We start from the raw sequence: 19,023 nt of genomic DNA, 5'->3' as shown, positions 1-19,023 counted from the left end.
ACTGCCCGGTTCAGAGTTTTCGCAGTGCGCCCGGGACAAGCTTCCAGCGACCACTCGGCGTATCCAGGGAGAACGGCAATGAACACCGCGACGAGGCCGGTAATCTCGGAGATGAGGCCCAAGATCACCGTCGTCGGGGTCGGCGGCGGCGGCGGCAACGCCGTCAACAACATGATCGCCGAAGGCCTGCAGGGCGCGGAATTCATCGTCGCCAACACCGATGCCCAGGCCCTTGCCATGTCGAAGGCAACGAGGCTGATCCAGTTGGGCGCTCATATCACCGAAGGTCTCGGCGCCGGGTCCCTGCCCGAGGTCGGCCGTGCTGCGGCCGTGGAATCCATCGACGAGATCATGGATCACCTTGCTGGAACGCACATGTGCTTCGTGACCGCCGGCATGGGAGGCGGAACCGGCACTGGTGCCGCGCCTGTGATAGCGCAGGCAGCGCGGGCAGCCGGAATACTGACCGTTGCCGTCGTCACCAAGCCATTCGTCTTCGAAGGCAGGCGCCGCATGTACGCTGCCGATGAGGGCATCGAGCGCCTGCGCGAAAGCGCCGATACCGTCATCGTCATTCCCAACCAGAACCTGTTCAGGATCGCCGACGCCAGAACCACGTTCGCCGACGCCTTCGCCATGGCCGACCGGGTCCTCTATGCGGGTGTCGGCTGCATCACCGATCTGATCGTCAAGGAAGGCCTGATCAATCTCGACTTCGCCGATGTGAAGTCGGTGATGCGCGACATGGGCCGCGCCATGATGGGAACCGGCGAAGCCGCCGGAGAAGGCCGCGCCAAGAAGGCAGCGGAAGCGGCAATCGCCAACCCGCTGCTCGACGAAGCTTCGATGATGGGCGCCAAGGGCGTCCTTGTCTCGATATCGGGCGGCATGGACATGACGCTGTTCGAGGTTGACGAAGCCGCTACCCGCATCCGCGAGGAGGTCGACAACGATGCCGACATCATCGTCGGCGCCATCTTCGACAAGGCACTCGCCGGAAAATTCAGGGTGTCGGTCGTGGCGACCGGCTTGCGGCGTGGCCTGGAGATTCCACTGCTTGCCGAACCGGAAGTTCGCATGAACTGAACAGCGTTATCGCGTGCGGTTCGCTCAGCTGATTGCCAGCCTCGCGTCACCACGGCCGCGCGCCGTCGATGACTTCCATAGCGCGTGCAGCAAAACGGCCGGCCAGCGGTGCCACGTCGGCCGCATCGGCCGCAACCGCGCTGCCGGCCAGCACGCGGTCGGCGATGCCGACGAAGATCACGGCAAAGCGGAACATGGCAAACACCAGATGGAACCGCTGGAGCGGCGCCGTCGGCACGGCGTGGGCGAAGTAATGATCGAGGAATTCGCGCTGTGTCGGAATCCCGAGGGCTGCCTGATCGAGGCCGAGGATGCCGCCATATTCGTCCGATGAGGAATGCCAGGGCATCGAGCAGAAGCCGAGATCAGCAAGCGGATGGCCGAGGGTCGATAACTCCCAGTCGAGTATGCCGATCACCTCGGGCCGCTCGGGATGGAAGATGAGATTGCCGAGACGGAAATCGCCATGCGCGATCGAAACGTGGCCGTCATCTGGCGGAAGATGTCGCGGCAGCCATTCGGCGACGGCTTCGAGCGCGGCAATGCGCTCACTCGGCGATTCCCGCAACTGTCTGGTCCAGCGCGCGATCTGTCGCTCAAAATAGTTCCCGGGACGGCCATAGTCGCCGAGCCCAACCTCTTCCGGCCGGACGGCGTGCAGCTTTGGCAGCGCCTCGGCCATGCCGAAATAGATGCCGCGCCGCTCGTCCGGCGTCAGTCCCGGCAACGCGCCATCGTGGAACACCCGGCCGTCGAGCCGCTGCATCAGATAGAACGGCGTGCCGAGCGGCTCGTCGCCGTCGTGATAGAGCACCGGCCGCGGCACCGGCACCTTTGTCGATGCTAGCGCCTCGATCACACGGTACTCGCGATCGACCGCATGAGCGCCGCGCAGGATCGGTCCCGGAGGTTTCTTGCGCAGAACCATGCGGCGGCCGCCATAGTCGACGAAATAGGTCGGGTTGGATTGGCCGCCGACGATCCGCTCAAGCGACATCTGGCCATCGCCAAAATGCGCTCTCAGAAAATCCTCCAGGCGTACTGGATCGAAATCCATCCTCATTGCCGGCTCAGCGGTTCCCGCCGCGACCTGTTTCGTCTTGTCTGCCGGCTTCGACATGCCAGCGCCAGAAGCCCGCACCTTCCTCGTTGAGAAAGCGGTTGAGCACCATCTTGTGGACCTCGTCGGCGCCGTCGACCAGGCGAGCCTGGCGGGCGTAGCGGTAGATCCATTCGAGTACAGTGTCTTTCGAATAGCCGCGGGCGCCGTTGATCTGGATCGCCACGTCGGCGGCGTCATGCAGCATGTTGGCGACCTGGATCTTGGCCATGGAGATCTCCTTGCGGGCAAAGCCGCCGCGATCGAGCTCCCAAGCCGCCTTCATCACCAGCAGCCGCCCGATCTCGATGCGCATGGCAAGATCGCCGAGCATCAGCTGGATACTCTCACGGTCGGCCAAAAGCTGCCCGAAACCGCTACGCTCGGCGGCATAGGCGCGCGCGATCTCGATGCAGCGCTTGGCAAGCCCGAGCCAACGCATGCAATGGGTGAGCCGCGCCGGACCGAGCCGGACCTGGGTAACCCGGAGGCCGCTGCCTTCGCCGGCAAGCACGTCCTCGACCGGGACTTCCAGGCCGTCGAATTCCAACTCGCAATGGCCGCCATGTTCTTCCGGTCCCATGATCTCGATGCGCCGCACGATCCGCCAGCCCGGCTGGTCCTTGTGGAACAGCAAGGCCGAAAGGCCGTGACGCGGATCGTCCGAAGTGCGCGCAATGAGAATGAAGTGGCTCGCCTCTTGCGCGCCGGTGATGAACCATTTGCGGCCTTTGACGACATATCTGTCGCCACGCCGTTCGGCTCTGGTCATGATCATCGACGGGTCGGAGCCGCCGCCCGGATGCGGTTCCGTCATTGCGAAAGCCGAACGCACCTTGCCCTCGACGATCGGCTTCAGCCATCTTTGCTTCTGCTCCGGCGTTCCCAGTCGCTCCAGCACCATCATGTTGCCATCCTCGGGGGCCGCGGAATTGAACACGACCGGACCGAAGATCGAGCGGTTCATCTCTTCATAGCAGACGGCCATATCCACCTTGGAAAGGCCGGCCCCGCCGGTCTCGGGTTTGAGCTGCAGGCACCACAGGCCGGCTGCTTTCGCCTTGCCCCGCAGCGTTTCGAGCAGCGGCAGCGCGACATTGCCATGGCCGTCGTAGGAAGCCTTATCTGCCTCGAGCGGCAGGATTTCGCGCTCGACGAAATCGGCGATCCGGCTGCGGAAGGCCTCGGTTCGGACGGAAATGTCGAAATTCATGGCGCTCACAAGGATGAAACGAGATGCCGCCATCGGCTCCGATGGTCGCGCCGCTAGTGTAACTGCCGTCGTTGAATGCGAGCAACAGCAGTTCGCCGGCCGTTCCTTGCGCACGTTCAAAGCGCCGGTTCGATATGGATCGATGCCGGCGTGCTGCCGATGGCGGTCGAATTCCAGGAGTACTCAGGTTTCGTATGGCTAACGTCCGCGACAATGCTCAGATCAATTCGAGGACAGCGCAGCCATAGCCGTCCAGCGTCAACACTCCGGAGACAGGTCCTTCGCTATCGAGCAGGTTGCTGCCGAAGGGAACGCCGGTTACCGCAACGGGCGTGTCTTTGATGTTTTGCACGAACAACAGCCGGCGTTCGTCATTCTCGCGCATCGTGACCTCGACGCCGTCCGGCAGATCCGGAACCAGAGGCTCCACATTCGCATCCACGAAAGTGCGCGTAGCGAGTTGAGCTGTCAGCTCCGGGGTTAGATAAGTGCCGACATAGAGCACACGGCCCTTGCCGACGGCGCGGGAGGTAATTGCAGGCGTTCCTGCCGCGTAGCGGTTCGACCAAACCCCTACAATTTCGACTTCCGGTTCGACTGCGAGGTTCTCATAGAAATAACCGGCATCGAACTCGTGGTTTCCGACGGTGAAACGACGGATACGGCGGCTGGATTCGGCCGGTCTGTCGGGAGGAATGACGAGCCCGCCGGAGCGCGACATCGTATTGAACAGGCCATTGGCCCCAGGTGCCGCCAGCCGCCCGAAATCCTCGACGCGAACGCCGGTCAACTTCGACAGCGACCGGCCCGGCGCTGTCTCGCGGATGACGTGGTTGTTTTCGTCGCGGGTTCCCGTGCGCGCGCCGATGATGACGGTACCGCCATTTTCGGCAAAGACTTGCAGCCGCTCGGTCCAGCTGTCCTTCCAGATCACCCAATGCGGCACGTAGAACACCTTGAGCTTCGACAGATCGTCTTCCGGGTGGATGAAGCCGCAGGCGATGCCGCGGTCATAGCAATACTGATGCAGCAAGATTGCATCATCCTGCGGACTTGGCAGGCCGATGGGGAAAGTCTTGTGGGCTTCCTGATTGTCGAAGTCCGAGCCGGCGATGCCGACATCCATCCGCACATGGGTGCCTAGGATCTTGTCTTTAAGCGCCGTCATCTCGGTGGCGAACTGCCTGGCTTCGTCATAGCGGCGGCGAGCGACATCATCGTGATCGATGATGCCCATCCAGTATATCTCGGCGCCGAAATGTGCGGGACGCCAGCGGAAGAACATGATCCCATCGGCGCCACGCGCAACCGACGACATCGCCATGCGTCGCATTTCGCCCGGCTCCGGCGTCAGCGTGCAGAAGCCCGGCTGGGCGCCAAAACCCGACTGTTGTTCCGGCACTATGTAGTTGCCGGAAAATCCCCGGCAGATGTCGAGATGCAGCGCCTGGATCTTGGCGTGATTGCCGAGGCGAAAGAACTCGTCATAGAGGAACGGATAGATGTCGTAGCCGACGAAGTCGAGATCGGTGGAGAATTGGCCGCGAAAGTCGATGTCACGCAATCCGCCGAGATTGTGGAAGATGAACCAACTGGCATTCGCTTTTCTCAGGATCTCGACCTGGTCGTGCTGGAACCGTGCTGTCGAAAAGCCGAGAAAACGGTGGTAGTCCTGGAGGTGACCGGGACCGGGAAAGGACGGGGAAAAATCCAGCGGGAAGACAATTTCGCTGAAATCGCCGTAAGCCGTCGCCCAGAAATCGCCACCCCAGGCGAAGTTCAGCCTGTCTATCGTCTTGTAGGTTTCCTGGAGATAAGCCTGGAATTCCTTCAATGCCGACGGCGAATAGGATTCCGGCATGCTGGTGTTGAGTTCGTTGTCGGTCTGCCAGCCTATGACATTTGCATTGTCGCGGTAGTGGTCCGCCATCGCGTTGGTGATCTTGCGGCTATAGTCGCGAAACACCGGGCTGCTGGTGTCGGCATACTGGCGCGAGCCGTGGCCCATCGACCGGCCATTTCCATCAAGCCGCAGGATTTCCGGATGCTTTGCGGTCAGCCAGCGCGGCGGAGTGGCGGTCGGCGTGCACAAGATCGTGTTGACGCCGTGACGCGCCAGCCCCTCGATTGCCCGGTCGAACAGGCTGAAATCGAAGATGCCTTCACGCGGTTCGAAAATGTGCCAGGCGAATTCGCCGAGGCGGGCGACGTTGAAGCCGGCCTCGGCCATGCGCCTGGCGTCATTGTCCCAGTAACTCTCGTCCACATGCTCGGGGTAATGCGGCGCGCCGACCAGAAAGCGGTCGGTCTGGATCGTGCGCCAGACCGACAGGGCGCGGCCGTTTGAAGTCTTGTTCACGAAGGATACTCCTGCAGGTCAGTCGGTGATGGTGGATTTGCGGGCACTGATTGTCCGCTCATCGACAGAGGAAAAGAGATAGACGTCACGCGGCTCGACCTTGAAGCCGACGGTCGCATCGGCGGCGACGGCACTCGCATGGCCGATCTGGACGGTGACGTTGCCGCTGCCGCTTTCGGAACTGACGCATTGCAGCGGGCCGGCGTCGGCATAGAGGATGGTCTCGCGGCCGAGATGCTCGACCAGCCGTACCCGTCCTGCAAAACTCGCTGTCCCTTCCGCGGCCAAGCTGATGCTCTCCGGCCGAATCCCCATCGTCACCCTATCGCCGACCTGTACGGATGCCGCTTCCGTCAGTTCGACAGTCAAAGGAGAAAGACCGGCGGTCGACAGCGTGGCGGCGCCGCCGGAGACGGCGGCGACGGTCACTTCGAAAAAATTCATCCGGGGTGCGCCGAGGAAGCCCGCGACGAAAAGGTTGGCCGGATTGCGATAAAGTTCGAGCGGAGCGCCCACCTGCTCGACCGAGCCGCGATTGAGCACGACGATACGGCTCGCCATTGTCATCGCCTCGGTCTGGTCGTGCGTGACATAGACCATGGTGGCGCCGAGCCTGGCGTGCAGATCGGAAAGCTCGACGCGCATCTGCGTGCGCAGCGCTGCGTCAAGGTTGGATAGCGGTTCGTCGAACAGGAACACGTCGGGCGAGCGGGTTATGGCACGGCCGATCGCCACACGCTGACGCTGGCCGCCGGAAAGCTGTTTCGGCCGCTTGTCGAGCTGGTCGGTAATGCGAAGGATCTTGGCGGCTCGCAGCACGGCGGCATCGATCTCGGCCTTGGGGCGATGCGCCATGCGCAGGCCGAAACCCATGTTCTCGGCGACCGTCATATGCGGGTAAAGCGCATAGGACTGGAAGACCATGGCAATGCCGCGCTCACCCGGCTCGGTGGTGGTGACATCACGGCCGTTGATGAGAATTTCACCGGTCGAGACGGTTTCAAGCCCGGCGATGATCTTCAACAGCGTTGACTTGCCACAGCCGGACGGCCCGACGGTGACAATGAACTCGCCCTGTTCGACGCTGAGATCGATGCCGCGCAGCGCGTGGTAGCTGCCATAATTCTTTTGTATCTGCCGGAGTTCAAGACTGGTCATGGAGCCCTGCTTGCGAAATGAGTTTCGGATCGGGGCGACGCCTTGAAGCCATGGTCGCTCATCCCTTGACCGCTCCCATGGTGAGGCCGGTGATGAAGTGCTTCTGCATTAGGAAGAACATGGCAACCGGCGGCAAAGCCACAACGATGGTTCCGGCCGAGATCAAGTTCCAGGCCGAAACCCATTCGCCGCGCAGGTTGGCCAGGCCGGCGGTTACCGGTTTGACGGTATCGCTGATGGTGAGCACGACCGCCCAGAAATAATCGTTCCAGATGAAGGTGAAGAGCAGGATCGCCAGCGCCGCAAGAGCCGGCCGCACCAGCGGCACCACGACATGTACCAATGTCTGAAACGGTGTCGCGCCCTCGGCCCTGGCGGCCTGAAACAGTTCTCCCGGCAACGCGGCGATGAAGTTGCGCATGAACAGTGTCGCAAACCCGGTCTGGAAGGCGATGTGGAAGATGATCAGGGCGGCCATCGTGTCGTAGAGGTTGAGCCGCACCATGAGATCGCGCACCGGGATCATCATGATCTGGTGCGGCAGGAAGTTTCCGCCGACGAACAGGGCGAAGACGAGCATGTTGCCGCGAAAACGGTAACGGGCGAGCACGAACCCGGCGAGCGTGCTCAAGATGAGAACGCCGATCACCGAGGGGATGGTGATCGTCAGGCTGTTGAGGAAGTAGCGGGCCATCGGCGTCTGGGTGAAGACCGCCGTGTAGTTGTCGACCAGGCCGAATTGGGTCGGCCAGCCCCACAGATTGCCGCCCATGACATCCTGCGTAGAGCGGAACGAGGTAAGGATGATGGCAAAGAGCGGCGCCAGCCAGACAATCAGGATGCCGACCACCAGCACGACATAGAGGCCACGCTGCCAAATAGCAATCTCGGGAATCGGGCGGGGAAACATCAGCCGCCTCTTTCATCGGCGCGGATCATCCGCGTCAGGTACCAGGCGATGAAGACCGCCATGATCACGAACAGCACCGAGGCAATGGCCGCGCCATAGCCGAAGCGGTAGGAAAATATGGACTGCTCGAACATCTGATAGGCAAGCACCTCGGACGAACCGAAGGGGCCGCCGCTGGTCATCACCGAGACCATGTCGAAGGAACGCAGTGCGCCGACGACAGTGACGGCGATGGCGATAAAGGTGACCTGCGTCAGCTGCGGCAACACGATGTGGCGCAGCATGTTCCAGCCCCTGGCGCCGTCGACCCGCCCGGCGCCGATCAGGTCCTCGCTGAGATTGTTGAGGCCGGCGAGATAGAGCACCATGCAGAAGGCGATCTGCGGCCACAACGCTGCGATCACGACGGCGAAGGTGACGAAATTTTCATCCGACAGCACTGCCGGGGCGGTCGCGCCGAAGGTGCGGAATATCAGGGCGAGAAGTCCGAATTCCGGCGTATAGACCCAGGTGAAGACCACGCCGACGGCAACCGAAGCCAGCACCAGCGGAATGAAGAACAGCGATTTGAGCAGGCGCATGCCGCGGATTTTCTGGTTGACGAGCAGCGCGATGGCGAGGCCGAGCGGCGGCGCCAGCATGAACATCACCAACCAGATCAGATTGTTCTTCAGCGAAACATAGAACTGCGGGTCGGCGAACAGTTCGCGGTAGTTGCCGAGGCCGATCCAGACCATCGGGCTGAAGCCGTCCCATTCGTGCAGGCTGATCCATAGGCTCTCGACCGCAGATGCCAGAATGACGACGGAAAACAGCACAGCGGCGGGCAGAATCAGAAGTGTCGGTGTCAGCCACCAGCGATGGCGGCGCCAAAGCTTCGTCATTTTGGGAGACCTCATTCACGGAAAGCATCGGGGAGCAGAGCACGAACCCCGCTCCCCTCCGCTGGGAGGCGCTAGATCTTGAAGATCCGGCGACGGGTTCCCTCGAGACGCTGAAGAATGGCGTCCCGGCGCTCCGGCTTGGCCATGAATTCCTGGAAGCCGACCAGGCCGGCCTGGGCCATGTCGGGATCGGTATCGCGGTCGTAATATTGCGATGTGCCGGCCACCGTCTTCAGGCTTTCCACGGCTGCGTTGACCAGCGGATCCTTGCTGGCCGGAAGGTCGTTGCGCGGCGGAACGTTGCCGCCAGGTTCCAGATAAGGGCCGAAATTTTCCGGCTGGTAGAAGAAGGCGAGGAACTCGCGGGCACCCGCCTTGTTCTTGGCGTTGGCCGGGATGTGGACCGAATTGACCGAGAATTCTTCGTAGCGGTCGAGGGCGCCGTCAATCTTCGGGAAAGGAGCGAATGTCAGCTGCTCGAGATCCTGCTCAGGGAAAGTAGCCTTCACGAAGGCACCGAGGTTCATCATGCCGGCCTTCTTCTGGGCGAGGAAGGCGCCGGCCTCCTGCCAGCCGAACGACGTCTGATCCGGTGTGAAGAAACCCTGCTTGATCAGCTCTTCCCAGTGGTCGAAAACAGGCGTCAGCGCCGGGTCGGTGTAAGCCATCTTGCCGTTCATCAAGGCAAAGTGCTTGTCGAGACCGTTGATCCGCAGGTTCATCTGGTCGAACCATCCGGCCGCCGGCCAGAGTTCCTTGGTGCCGATGCTGACGGGAATAAGGCCGGCAGCCTTGGACTTCTGGCCGTAAGCCAGGAATTCGTCCCAGGTCGCCGGCACCGTCAGTCCGTGCTCGGCAAAGACGTCCTTGCGATAGAACATGCCCCACATCGTGCCGCCAGTCGGCAGGCCATACTGCTTGCCGTCGACAGTGACGGCACCGGTCATGGCACCCAGCACGTCCTTGTACTTTTCCTTCTCGAACAGATCCGAAATGTCGTCGAACAGGCCGCGGGTGACGAAGGCGCGCATGCGGTTTCCGGAGAACCAGAAGCAGACATCCGGCGCCCCGGCGACAAGGTAGTTGCGGATCGCGGTCTTGTGGGCCTCGTGATCCATATTGTTGATCACAACCTTGGTGCCGGACTGCTTCTCGAAGTCGGCCGCAATGCGCCGCAAGATCCGCAGGGCATCGGCATTGTTTTCGTCTGAAATGATGGTGACTTCGCTCGACTGGCTGAGTGCCGGCATCGGGAAGCCCGCGAGGGCTCCAGCGGAAATGCCCCCAGCTCCCTTCAGGAAATTGCGCCGCGTCGACGGCTTTTCAATCCACTTGAACGTCATTGTTACTCCTCCCGTGTTGTCAATTTCTCTACTGGCACACCGGCCGGCGCGGTTGTTCTTCTCACCGGCACCGCTCACCTCCCGGGCAAGGGAATATGCTTGCCCGCTCCTTCAGAGCGCGGTGATATTGCTAACCGGATTAATTTCGCTGACCCCCGGTTCGGGTGTTGAACAGTCGGGCAAACTTATGCATACGTTTTCTCGAGAGGCAATAATTAATTTACAAAATTAAGAAAGCGGATCCGTGAAGCTCAAGGGTGACCCGAGCACGACTCGGGCGATGAACCGCAGACTGATCCTCAATCTCTTGCGGCAGGAAGGAGCGCGCAGCCGGGCCGACATAGCGTCAGTTACCGGCCTTAGTCCGGCAGCGGTCACCTTCGTCGTGGCCGACCTCATCGAGGATGGCCTGCTGATCGAAGGCAAGACAGTCGTGGGCTCGGCTGGGCGCCGCCCTATCCCGGTGGATATCAACTATGCCAACGGCCTTGCCATAGGTTTCAAGCTGATGGTCGGATCGGTCGAATGCGTGGTCACCGATCTTGCGACCAATCCGCTGGGCTCTCTGCGCGTCAAGCTCTCGGACAGCGATCCCGACCATATCATAGCGACCTTGGCCAAGGCGGTGCCGGAGCTGATTTCGATTGTCGATCGGCCCGCTGCCAAGCTTGCCGGGATCGGCATTTCAATGCCTGGCGTCATAGACAACCAGAAGGCTGTGTGTATCCGCAGCAATCGCTACAACTGGGACAACGTTCCCCTTGGCCCGATGCTGGCCGAACTGGTAGACGTCCCCGTGTGGCTTGAGGACGACACCAATGCCTATGCCATTGCCCAGCAACTCTTCGGCCTCGGACGCCAGCACCGCAATATGGCCGTGCTGGCGATCGGCGTCGGAATCGGCTGCGCGCTCGTCTTCGATGGCAAACTCTATCGCGGCGCGAACGGTGCCGCCGGCAAGTTCGGCCACAGCTCTTATGAGGAGAACGGCCGCCTTTGCGAGTGCGGAAAACGCGGCTGCTTGATGGCCTATTACGCCGAGCCGGCGATCCTGCGCACCTGGCGCGAAGCCACCGGGCACAACGAAACGGATAGCAAAGTCAGCCTTATGGCAGCCTTGGCAGACCGCGAACCGCGAGCCGTCGCCATTCTCGAAGAAGCCGGACATGGCATCGGCCGGCATCTCGCCAATCTTGTCAACATCACCGACCCGGAGGTCATTGTCGTCGGCGGTGAAGCCGTGTCGTTTGGCGATGCGCTGTTTGGCCCAATGCGGCTGACGCTTGGGAAAAATACCTTTCGCGCGGCACCACCAATGCTGCTGGACTGGGAGGACAATTCCTGGGCAAGGGGAGCGGCTGCTCTCGTAACGCAGAAACTCTTTGATTTCGAAACATCTGCCGGCAACGCCGCTCCGCTTTCAAAGCCGGCCCTATGGTCGGCATAGGTGAGTGAAACAGACAGCCCTGCGCCTCAGGCCGCCCGAACGCTGCGCGCTCCACGCGCCCAGGCCGGCAGCCAATCGCCATGCGCAACCAGCAAATCATCGACCAGCGACCATATCTGGTCGAGGTCGAGCTCGGCCGCCGTGTGCGGGTCCATCATCGCCGCGTGATAGATGTGCTCGCGGTTCTCGGTCATCAGCGCTTGGACCGTCAGCTCCTGGACGTTGAGATTGGTGCGGATCAGCGCGGTGAGCTGCACCGGCAGGTCGCCAATGAACGTGGGTTGAATGCCGGAGGCGTCGACGAGGCATGGCACCTCGGCCGCGCAATTATACGGCAATGTCGTGATGCAGCCATTGTTGCGGACGTTGCCGTAGATCACCGACGGCTCGCCGGTCCAGACCGAGTTCATGATCGAGGACGCATATTCCTTCGACTGCTCCACTTCGATCTTGTCAGCCGAGCGATAGGCTTCCGCTTGCCCCTTCCAGCGTTCGATCTGCTCGATGCAGCGCTTCGGGTATTCGTCGAGCGGGATACCGAATTTCTCGATCAGATCCTCGCGCCCGTCCTTGATGAAATAGGGCGTGTATTCCGCGAAATGTTCGGAGCTCTCGGTGACGAAGTAACCGAGGCGCTTCAGCATCTCGTAGCGCACCTTGTTCGGGCAGCGCGGATTCCATCCAGGCTTCGGCGCCCGCCCTTCGCTGTAGGCGCGCAGCAGATCCGGATAGAGATTGCGGTAGGAGCCGTCCGGCTGGCGATGCTCGAACTTCAGGTAGAAGGCCATGTGATTGATGCCGGCCGAGCGGTAGCGAATCTCCTCGCAGGGAATGTCGAGATCATGCGCCAGCTCCATTGCCGTGCCTTGCACCGAATGGCAGAGGCCGACCTGCTTGATGTCGGGGTATTTCTCCGCGATCGCCCAGGTGTTGATCGCCATCGGGTTGACATATTGCAGCATGATCGCCTGCGGGCAGACCGCGAGCATGTCCTCGCAGATCTTCCAGAGATGCGGCACGGTTCTCAACCCTCGCATGATACCGCCGACACCGAGCGTATCGGCGATGGTCTGGCGCAGCCCGTATTTCTTCGGAATTTCGAAATCGGTCACCGTGCAGGGCTCGTAGCCGCCGATCTGGAAGGCGACGACGACGAAATCGGCGCCCGCCAGCGCCTTGCGCTGGTCCGAATAGGTTTCGGCTTTGGCCTTTACGCCAAGCGTCGAGATCAGCTTGCCGACGACGATTGCGCTTTCCTCGAGCCGTTGCGGATTGATGTCCATCAGCGCGATCGTCGCGCCGGATAAAGCCGGACGCTGCAATATGTCGCCGACGATGTTCCTCATGAACACCGTCGAGCCAGCTCCGATGAAAGCGACCTTGGGATTTCTTGCCACAACAACCTCCGGCATAAGCAATTAGGCTACCTCGAAAGCGGCTTTGACCAGCCGTTCGGTGTAAGCGGTCTTGGGATGGGACAGGACTTCGTCGACCGGCCCCTCTTCGACGATCTTGCCGTGCTGCATGACGATGACGCGGTGGCACAGCGCCCGCACGACCTTGAGGTCGTGCGAGATGAAGATGTAGCTCAGGCCCCGTTCGCGCTGCAGCTTGCGCAGCAATTCGATGATCTGCGCCTGGACCGAGAGATCCAGCGCCGATGTTGGCTCGTCGAGTACGATGAATTCCGGTTCGAGCGCGACGGCGCGGGCAATCGCAATACGCTGGCGCTGGCCGCCGGAAAACTCGTGCGGGAAGCGCGAGAGGATATCGCCGGGCATGCCGGCGCTGATCAGCGCCTCGCGCACCCGCTCGATCCGATCGTTCCTGGTGGCGCCCATGCGGTTGACGACCAGCCCTTCCTCGATGATCTGGCCGATCGTCATGCGCGGGTTGAGCGACGAGAACGGATCCTGGAAGACGACCTGCATGCGCGACCGCAACGGCCGCATCTGCGCGCGCGAACAGCCATGGATCGGCTGGCCATCGAAATAGATCTCGCCGCTGTCCGTGGTGTTGAGCCTGAGCAACGCCTCGCCGAAGGTGGTCTTGCCCGATCCGGATTCGCCAACGAGACCCAGCGTCTCGTGCCGCCGAAGGGTCAGGCTGAGGCTGTCGACGGCGACGAGTTCGCGCAGGTCCGGCCTCATGAACGTGCCATGCCGCAGCATGAAGGAGACGCGCACATTCCTAGCTTCAAGAATAACGTCGGCGCCTTCCGGCAACGGATTTGCCTGGCCGCGCGGCTCGGAGGCAAGCAGGTGACAGGTGTAGGGATGCTGCGGATTGGCGAACAGCTTCTCCGTCACATTGTGCTCGCGCATCTCCCCATGCTGCATGACGTAGACATAGTCGGAGAACTGCCGCACCACGGTCAGGTCGTGCGTGATCAGGATCACCGCCATGCGCAGTTTCTTCTGCAGGTTTCGGATGAGATTGAGGATCTGCGCCTGAACCGTGACGTCGAGCGCCGTCGTCGGCTCATCGGCGATCAGCACATCGGGATCGTTGGCCAGCGCCATGGCGATCATTACACGCTGGCGCTGACCGCCGGAAAGCTGGTGCGGGTATTGTTTCAGCCGCGCTTGGGGTTCAGGGATTTGCACCTGCTGCAGCAGCTCGAGCGCCCTTGCTTCGGCCTGCCTGCGGCTCATCTTGCGATGCACCCGTATCGCCTCGACGATCTGGCTGCCGATCGTGTAGATCGGGTTGAGCGAACTCATCGGCTCCTGAAAGATCATCGAGATGCGGTCGCCGCGCAGTTTGCGCCGCGCACGCTCGGAAAATTTCAGGATGTTCGCCCCGTTGTATTCGACAGTCGATTTCGGCGACACGACTGCGCGCTTCGACAACAGTCCCATGACGGTGCGCGCCGTCACCGACTTGCCCGATCCCGACTCGCCGACAATGGCGATCGTCTCGCCGCGATAGAGCTGGAACGAGATGTCCTTGACGGCTACGATCATGCCGTGTTCGACCTTGAAATCGACGGCGATGTTGCGGGCATCAATGACCGGGTTTTCCGAACGGCCGTCATGGTCGAGCCGGACAGGCGGTGCGAAGGATTTGACGAGCGCGTGTTGCATCATGTCATGCTCAATAAGGATCGACCGCATCGCGCAGTCCATCCCCAAGCGCGTTGAACGCGAAGACGGTGACAAGCACGAAGCCGACCGGCGAAAGGATCCAGGGATAAGTGCCGATGACCGAATAGGTCGCGGTGTCTTGCAGCATCAGGCCCCAGGAGATCAGCGGCGGCTTCACCGCGAAGCCGAGAAAACCGAGGAAGGATTCGAGCAGGACCACGCTGGGGATTGCCAACGTGACCGCAACGATCACGTGGCTCATCACGTTCGGAAAAATGTGTTGCATGATGATGCGGCCATCTGTGGCGCCGACCGCCATCGCCGCACGAACGTAGTCGATCCGCGCCAGTGCCAGGGTCTTGCCGCGCACTTCGCGCGACATCTGCGCCCAGCCGAGTGCCGACATGACAACAATCACGAAGGCCAGGAAAACATTCGTCGGCGCCGTCACCGGAACCAGCGAGGTCAGCGCCAGATAAAGCGGCAATTGCGGAAACGCGAGCACCAGTTCGACGAAGCGCTGGACCCAGACGTCGAATGTGCCGCCGAAATAGCCCGACACCATGCCGACCGTCGTGCCGATCACGGTGACGATGAAGACCACGGTCAATGCGATCATCAACGAGATGCGCGAACCATAGATCGCACGAGCCAGCACATCGCGACCGAATTTGTCGGTGCCAAGGAAGTGCACCGGCTGGCCGTCGGTCGAGCCGAAGAAGTGCCGGTTCGCGGGAAGCAGGCCGAGCAGTTTGTACTCCGCTCCCTTGACGAAGAAGCCGAGCAGCCGCGGATGGTCGTAGTCCGGCCCGACGACGGGTTGGAAGGTGACCGGGTCGAGGTCTTCCGAATCCGCCAGGGCATAGACGCGTGGCTGGAAGACGAAGTTGCCGTCCTTGTCATGGAAGCTCATCATCTGCGGCGGGGCGAAGCCGACATCGGTCACCTTGGGATCCATCGGTGCGAAGAAGTCGGCAAACACCGCCAGCAGCACCAGAAACGCGACCAGGATGAGCCCGGCCATGCCGGTCCAGGACCGTTTCAGGCGGCGCCAGACGAGTGCGATGTAACTCTCATTGCCGCGCGGCTTGATCTTGGCCGGTTCCTCGGCAATTGGCGGCAGCGAGGGCTCGAAAGCAAGCATCTCAGGACCCTGCATATTGGCGCACGCGCGGATCGAGCATGACGAGCAGCATGTCGGCGATGATGTTGCCGACGATCAGCGTCGCCGACAGCACCATCATGAATGTCGCCGTGACATAGACGTCGCCCACCGCCATCGAGCCAACGATCGCCGGGCCGACGGTCGGCAGGGCAAAGATGATCGCGGTCTCGATCTCGCCGGTCAGCATATAGGGCAGCACCACGCCCTGATACATGACCAGCGGATGCAGCGCATTGGGCACCGCATGGCGCATCACGACCGCACCGCCGCTAAGGCCCTTGGCGCGAGCGGTTTCGACATATTGCGCATTCAGCGTGTCGAGCAGATTGCCGCGCATCACCCGCATGTTGTAGGCGAGCCCGCCGAAGGTGGCGATGGCGACAACCGGCCAGACATGCCGGACGAGATCGACGAACTTCGCCCAGGACCACGGCGCCCCGCCAAATTGCGGCGAGAAGAAGCTGCCGATCTCGGAGACGTTGAATTGGAAGACCAGCAAATAAACGATGATCAGCGCCATCAGGAAGCGCGGCACCGTCATGCCGAGGAAGGAAATCGCTGACAGCGTACTGTCGATCCAGCTGTACTGCCTGGTCGCCGCCCAGATGCCGAAGGTGATACCGAGGACCGATGCCAGCAGATGGCACACCAGCGCCAGGAGCAGCGTGCGCGGCAGGCGCTCGCCCACCACATCGGCCACCGGCTTATTGTAATAGAGGCTGTAGCCGAAATCGCCGCGGGTGATGATGCCGCCGATCCAGTTGAGATACTGGACGGGCAGCGGCTTATCGAGACCGTGTTCTATCCGATAGGCCTTGGCCTGCGCGTCGGCCTCGGCGAATGAGGCCCCGCCCTGATTGATCAACTGCGAGCGGATGTAGTCGGCATAGTCGCCCGGCGGCGCCTGGATGATGGCGAAGGTGACCAGGCTCAGAATGGCGAGGACCGGGATCGCCGACGCTATGCGCGTGAGCAGGAATCGCAACATCGGTCGGTCCGCTTCCTTGTCTAGCCGGTCGCTCTCTTTGAGCGTACGGAGGTTTGCTTTGTCCGGCCGCGCCAACTGGCGCGGCCGGAGTTCTCAGTCAGGGGAGGTAAACCTAGTTCATCGGGCCCTTGTCTCCGGGCTTGCCGGGAAGCTCTTCGGGGAACAGCTCGTATTTGGCCTGCTTGTCGGCAGCGACAAAGACCCGCTCGCGGACAATCGAATCCTCGGCCCAGTTGAACATGAAGATCGGCGTGCCCTGCGGGATGTTGGAGAAGCGTTTGTTGATGATCAGCGCGCCGGGATATTCCGTCAGGCCGACATTGTAGACGTGCTCGGTCGAGATCTTCTGGAACTCTCTCATCAGGCTGGCGCGCTCGTCATTGTCCGCGGACGAGACAAATTTGTTGACGATGTCGACGAGGTCCTTCTCGAAAGGCATCATATCGACCTCGCCGTTTTCCGGCGCACGATGGTCCCAACTGGTTCGTGGACCGACCGGGGCCAGTTGATCGGTATTCTGGACGACGGAAGTCAGCTCCTGATCGTTGCGCCGTACCAGCCAGTCGAAGCGGCCGGAGTATTGCGAGGCATCGCGCTGGGTGCCGTTGAGTCCGTTGAGCACGATCCGAAGCCCTAGCTTTTCCATCTGGGCGACTACACCTTCGGCAAGGCTCTTGTCGGTAGTGTAGTCGTTGTTGACGAGCATCACGATCTCGACATTCTTGCCGCCGGCGGTACCTGCAGGAAAATTGACGAAGCCGTCGCCGTCCGTGTCTTTCAGGCCTGCCTTGGCGAGTTCCGCCTTGGCGCCTTCGAGATCGAAGGGGTAGTAGACCGTCGACTTCCGGTCGTAGAAGCTCGTGCCCGAGGATAAGCCGCCCGGATAGATGGCAGTGAACGGACCCTTGACCAGCGAGTCGCCGAGCGCCTTGCGGTTCAGCGCCATGGTGACGCCCTTGCGGAAATCCTCGTTGCGGTTCAGCTCGCGTATCGCCTGTCCGCGCTCGTCGGGGTTGCCCCAGCCATTGGCTGAGAAATTCATGCGCAGATTATAGCCGATCAGCCGCGCGCCGAACGCAAGCCGTGCCGGTGCGTCCTTTTGCGCCGCGCGCTTCAGCGAGGCAACGAAGTTCTCCGGCTGCTCCAGATTGGAGAAGTCGCCGGCTCCCGCGACGGCCTGAACGTCGCGGTCGGCCCAGGTCGACAATTTGTAGTGCAGTTCATTGAGATACGGCAGTTGGTTGCCCTTCTCGTCGACCTTCCAATAGTACGGATTGCGACGCATGACGATGATGTCGTCGGGGCGGTATGCCACCGGCACCCAGGCACCCATCACCGGCATGTTCATATATTCCGGCGGGAACGCGTTCTTGAACTGCTCGTAGGTGTTCTTCGAATATTTCGGATGCTGCGGCTTGAGGATATGCGACGGGCCCGGACAGAAGGTGCCGTAAGCCATGGCGTAAAGGTATTGTTTCGGAAAGGCGTCCTTGAACGTCCACTCGACGGTGTAGTCGTCGATTTTCTTCAACGTCGTGCCGACGCCGAAGGTCTCCTGCGTCGCGCCGTTCAGCGGCGACACATTGGGGTCGATCACCTCGTCGTCCCAATAGAACATCACATCGTCGGCGTTGAATGGAACGCCGTCCGACCATTTCGCGCCCTCGACCAGATGCATCGTCAGCGTGTGGCCGTCCTTGGACCAGTCCCAACTCCTGGCGAGGTTCGGCAGCGGCTCCGTGTCCTTGGCCTCGACCTGGAAAAGCGGCGCGGTGCGCGTCAGGCATTCGGAAAGGCCGATGTCGATGCCGCCCCAGCCTTGCGTCTGGCCGGCGCCATAATTCCAGCCTTCCGGCCGGCCGCCGATGACATGGCGCATCGTATCGCCGTAAACGCCGATGCCATCCGGCATGTTGCCGGTCTTGAAGACCAGCGGCTCCTTAGGCAAACGGTCCTTGACCGGCGGCAGCTTGCCCGCCTTGACGTATTTCTCGGTGACCCAATCCGGTTCGTGATATTCCGGCAGTGCCTTGAATTCCAGGATGGAGTCGCGCGCGACGTATTTGATCTTTCCCTCGGCGGGGAATTGCGCGGGCACCGGCGGCACGGTCGGCTCGGATGCATACGCGTTCAGCGCCGAGGCCGAGACGCTAAGCGCCAGCCCGGCGAGAATGCCAATGTTTCGAAAATTCCTCATCGTCTCTCCTCCCTGTTTGTTCAGGAGCGCGTTGACGCGCTCCATTTCTCCTCGAACGAATGTACAGACGGGTGCGGAAAATTCTCCC

At 61.5% G+C, this 19,023-nt stretch carries 14 protein-coding genes; 2 read left to right on the top strand and 12 right to left on the bottom strand.

Features of this window, described 5'->3' with window-relative positions:
- Positions 1-78 precede the first annotated feature (78 nt).
- Positions 79-1,086, top strand: a complete 1,008-nt coding sequence (gene ftsZ / locus NKI25_RS14215; RefSeq protein WP_023677189.1) for a cell division protein FtsZ — start codon at positions 79-81, stop codon at positions 1,084-1,086.
- Positions 1,087-1,132: 46 nt separating this feature from the next.
- On the opposite strand, the gene NKI25_RS14210 is transcribed toward ftsZ, so the two are convergent.
- The 7 genes from NKI25_RS14210 to NKI25_RS14180 form a co-directional block, all read right to left on the bottom strand.
- On the bottom strand, positions 1,133-2,149 hold the full coding sequence (locus NKI25_RS14210) for a phosphotransferase family protein (protein WP_352998635.1): 1,017 nt from the start codon (positions 2,147-2,149) through the stop codon (positions 1,133-1,135).
- Positions 2,150-2,156: 7 nt separating this feature from the next.
- Positions 2,157-3,398, bottom strand: a complete 1,242-nt coding sequence (locus NKI25_RS14205; protein ID WP_352699496.1) for an acyl-CoA dehydrogenase family protein — start codon at positions 3,396-3,398, stop codon at positions 2,157-2,159.
- Positions 3,399-3,615: 217 nt separating this feature from the next.
- Positions 3,616-5,757: a beta-galactosidase gene (locus tag NKI25_RS14200; RefSeq protein WP_352998609.1), complete on the bottom strand. Its 2,142-nt coding sequence runs from the start codon at positions 5,755-5,757 to the stop codon at positions 3,616-3,618.
- Positions 5,758-5,775: 18 nt separating this feature from the next.
- Positions 5,776-6,915, bottom strand: a complete 1,140-nt coding sequence (locus tag NKI25_RS14195) for an ABC transporter ATP-binding protein (protein ID WP_352455369.1) — start codon at positions 6,913-6,915, stop codon at positions 5,776-5,778.
- A gap of 58 nt (positions 6,916-6,973) precedes the next feature.
- The gene (locus NKI25_RS14190; protein WP_352576430.1) at positions 6,974-7,825 is read right to left on the bottom strand and encodes a carbohydrate ABC transporter permease; all 852 of its coding nucleotides are present in this window, start codon (positions 7,823-7,825) and stop codon (positions 6,974-6,976) included.
- Positions 7,825-8,709: a carbohydrate ABC transporter permease gene (locus NKI25_RS14185; protein ID WP_023677182.1), complete on the bottom strand. Its 885-nt coding sequence runs from the start codon at positions 8,707-8,709 to the stop codon at positions 7,825-7,827. The genes NKI25_RS14190 and NKI25_RS14185 overlap by 1 nt, the downstream gene beginning before the upstream one ends.
- A 71-nt stretch (positions 8,710-8,780) precedes the next feature.
- Positions 8,781-10,052 carry an ABC transporter substrate-binding protein gene (locus tag NKI25_RS14180; RefSeq protein WP_352576428.1) on the bottom strand — a complete coding sequence of 424 codons (1,272 nt, stop codon included), beginning with the start codon at positions 10,050-10,052 and terminating at the stop codon, positions 8,781-8,783.
- Between the two features lie 244 nt (positions 10,053-10,296).
- Here NKI25_RS14180 and NKI25_RS14175 point away from each other — a divergent pair, with 244 nt between their 5' ends.
- Positions 10,297-11,499 carry an ROK family transcriptional regulator gene (locus NKI25_RS14175; RefSeq protein ID WP_352569054.1) on the top strand — a complete coding sequence of 401 codons (1,203 nt, stop codon included), beginning with the start codon at positions 10,297-10,299 and terminating at the stop codon, positions 11,497-11,499.
- Between the two features lie 26 nt (positions 11,500-11,525).
- Here the strand turns inward: NKI25_RS14175 and NKI25_RS14170 are convergent, their stop codons facing one another.
- The 5 genes from NKI25_RS14170 to NKI25_RS14150 all read right to left on the bottom strand — a co-directional run bounded on the left by NKI25_RS14170 (position 11,526) and on the right by NKI25_RS14150 (position 18,935).
- A complete protein-coding gene (locus NKI25_RS14170; RefSeq protein WP_352587335.1) occupies positions 11,526-12,896 on the bottom strand; it encodes an alpha-glucosidase/alpha-galactosidase in 1,371 nt (456 codons plus the stop codon).
- A 21-nt stretch (positions 12,897-12,917) separates the two neighbouring features.
- Complete coding sequence (locus tag NKI25_RS14165; RefSeq protein WP_352569193.1) at positions 12,918-14,585, bottom strand: ABC transporter ATP-binding protein; 1,668 nt, start codon at positions 14,583-14,585, stop codon at positions 12,918-12,920.
- A 10-nt stretch (positions 14,586-14,595) separates the two neighbouring features.
- Entirely contained in the window at positions 14,596-15,729 is a 1,134-nt protein-coding gene (locus tag NKI25_RS14160; RefSeq protein ID WP_352576427.1) for an ABC transporter permease, read from the bottom strand.
- A gap of 1 nt (position 15,730) precedes the next feature.
- Positions 15,731-16,738 carry an ABC transporter permease gene (locus tag NKI25_RS14155; RefSeq protein WP_031211897.1) on the bottom strand — a complete coding sequence of 336 codons (1,008 nt, stop codon included), beginning with the start codon at positions 16,736-16,738 and terminating at the stop codon, positions 15,731-15,733.
- 112 nt (positions 16,739-16,850) lie between these two features.
- The gene (locus tag NKI25_RS14150; RefSeq protein ID WP_352569049.1) at positions 16,851-18,935 is read right to left on the bottom strand and encodes an ABC transporter substrate-binding protein; all 2,085 of its coding nucleotides are present in this window, start codon (positions 18,933-18,935) and stop codon (positions 16,851-16,853) included.
- Between the last annotated feature and the right edge of the window lie 88 nt (positions 18,936-19,023).

Source organism: Mesorhizobium sp. M0808, assembly GCF_040320025.1.
Classification (GTDB): domain Bacteria; phylum Pseudomonadota; class Alphaproteobacteria; order Rhizobiales; family Rhizobiaceae; genus Mesorhizobium.
This window is presented reverse-complemented; position numbering and strand designations above follow the sequence as displayed.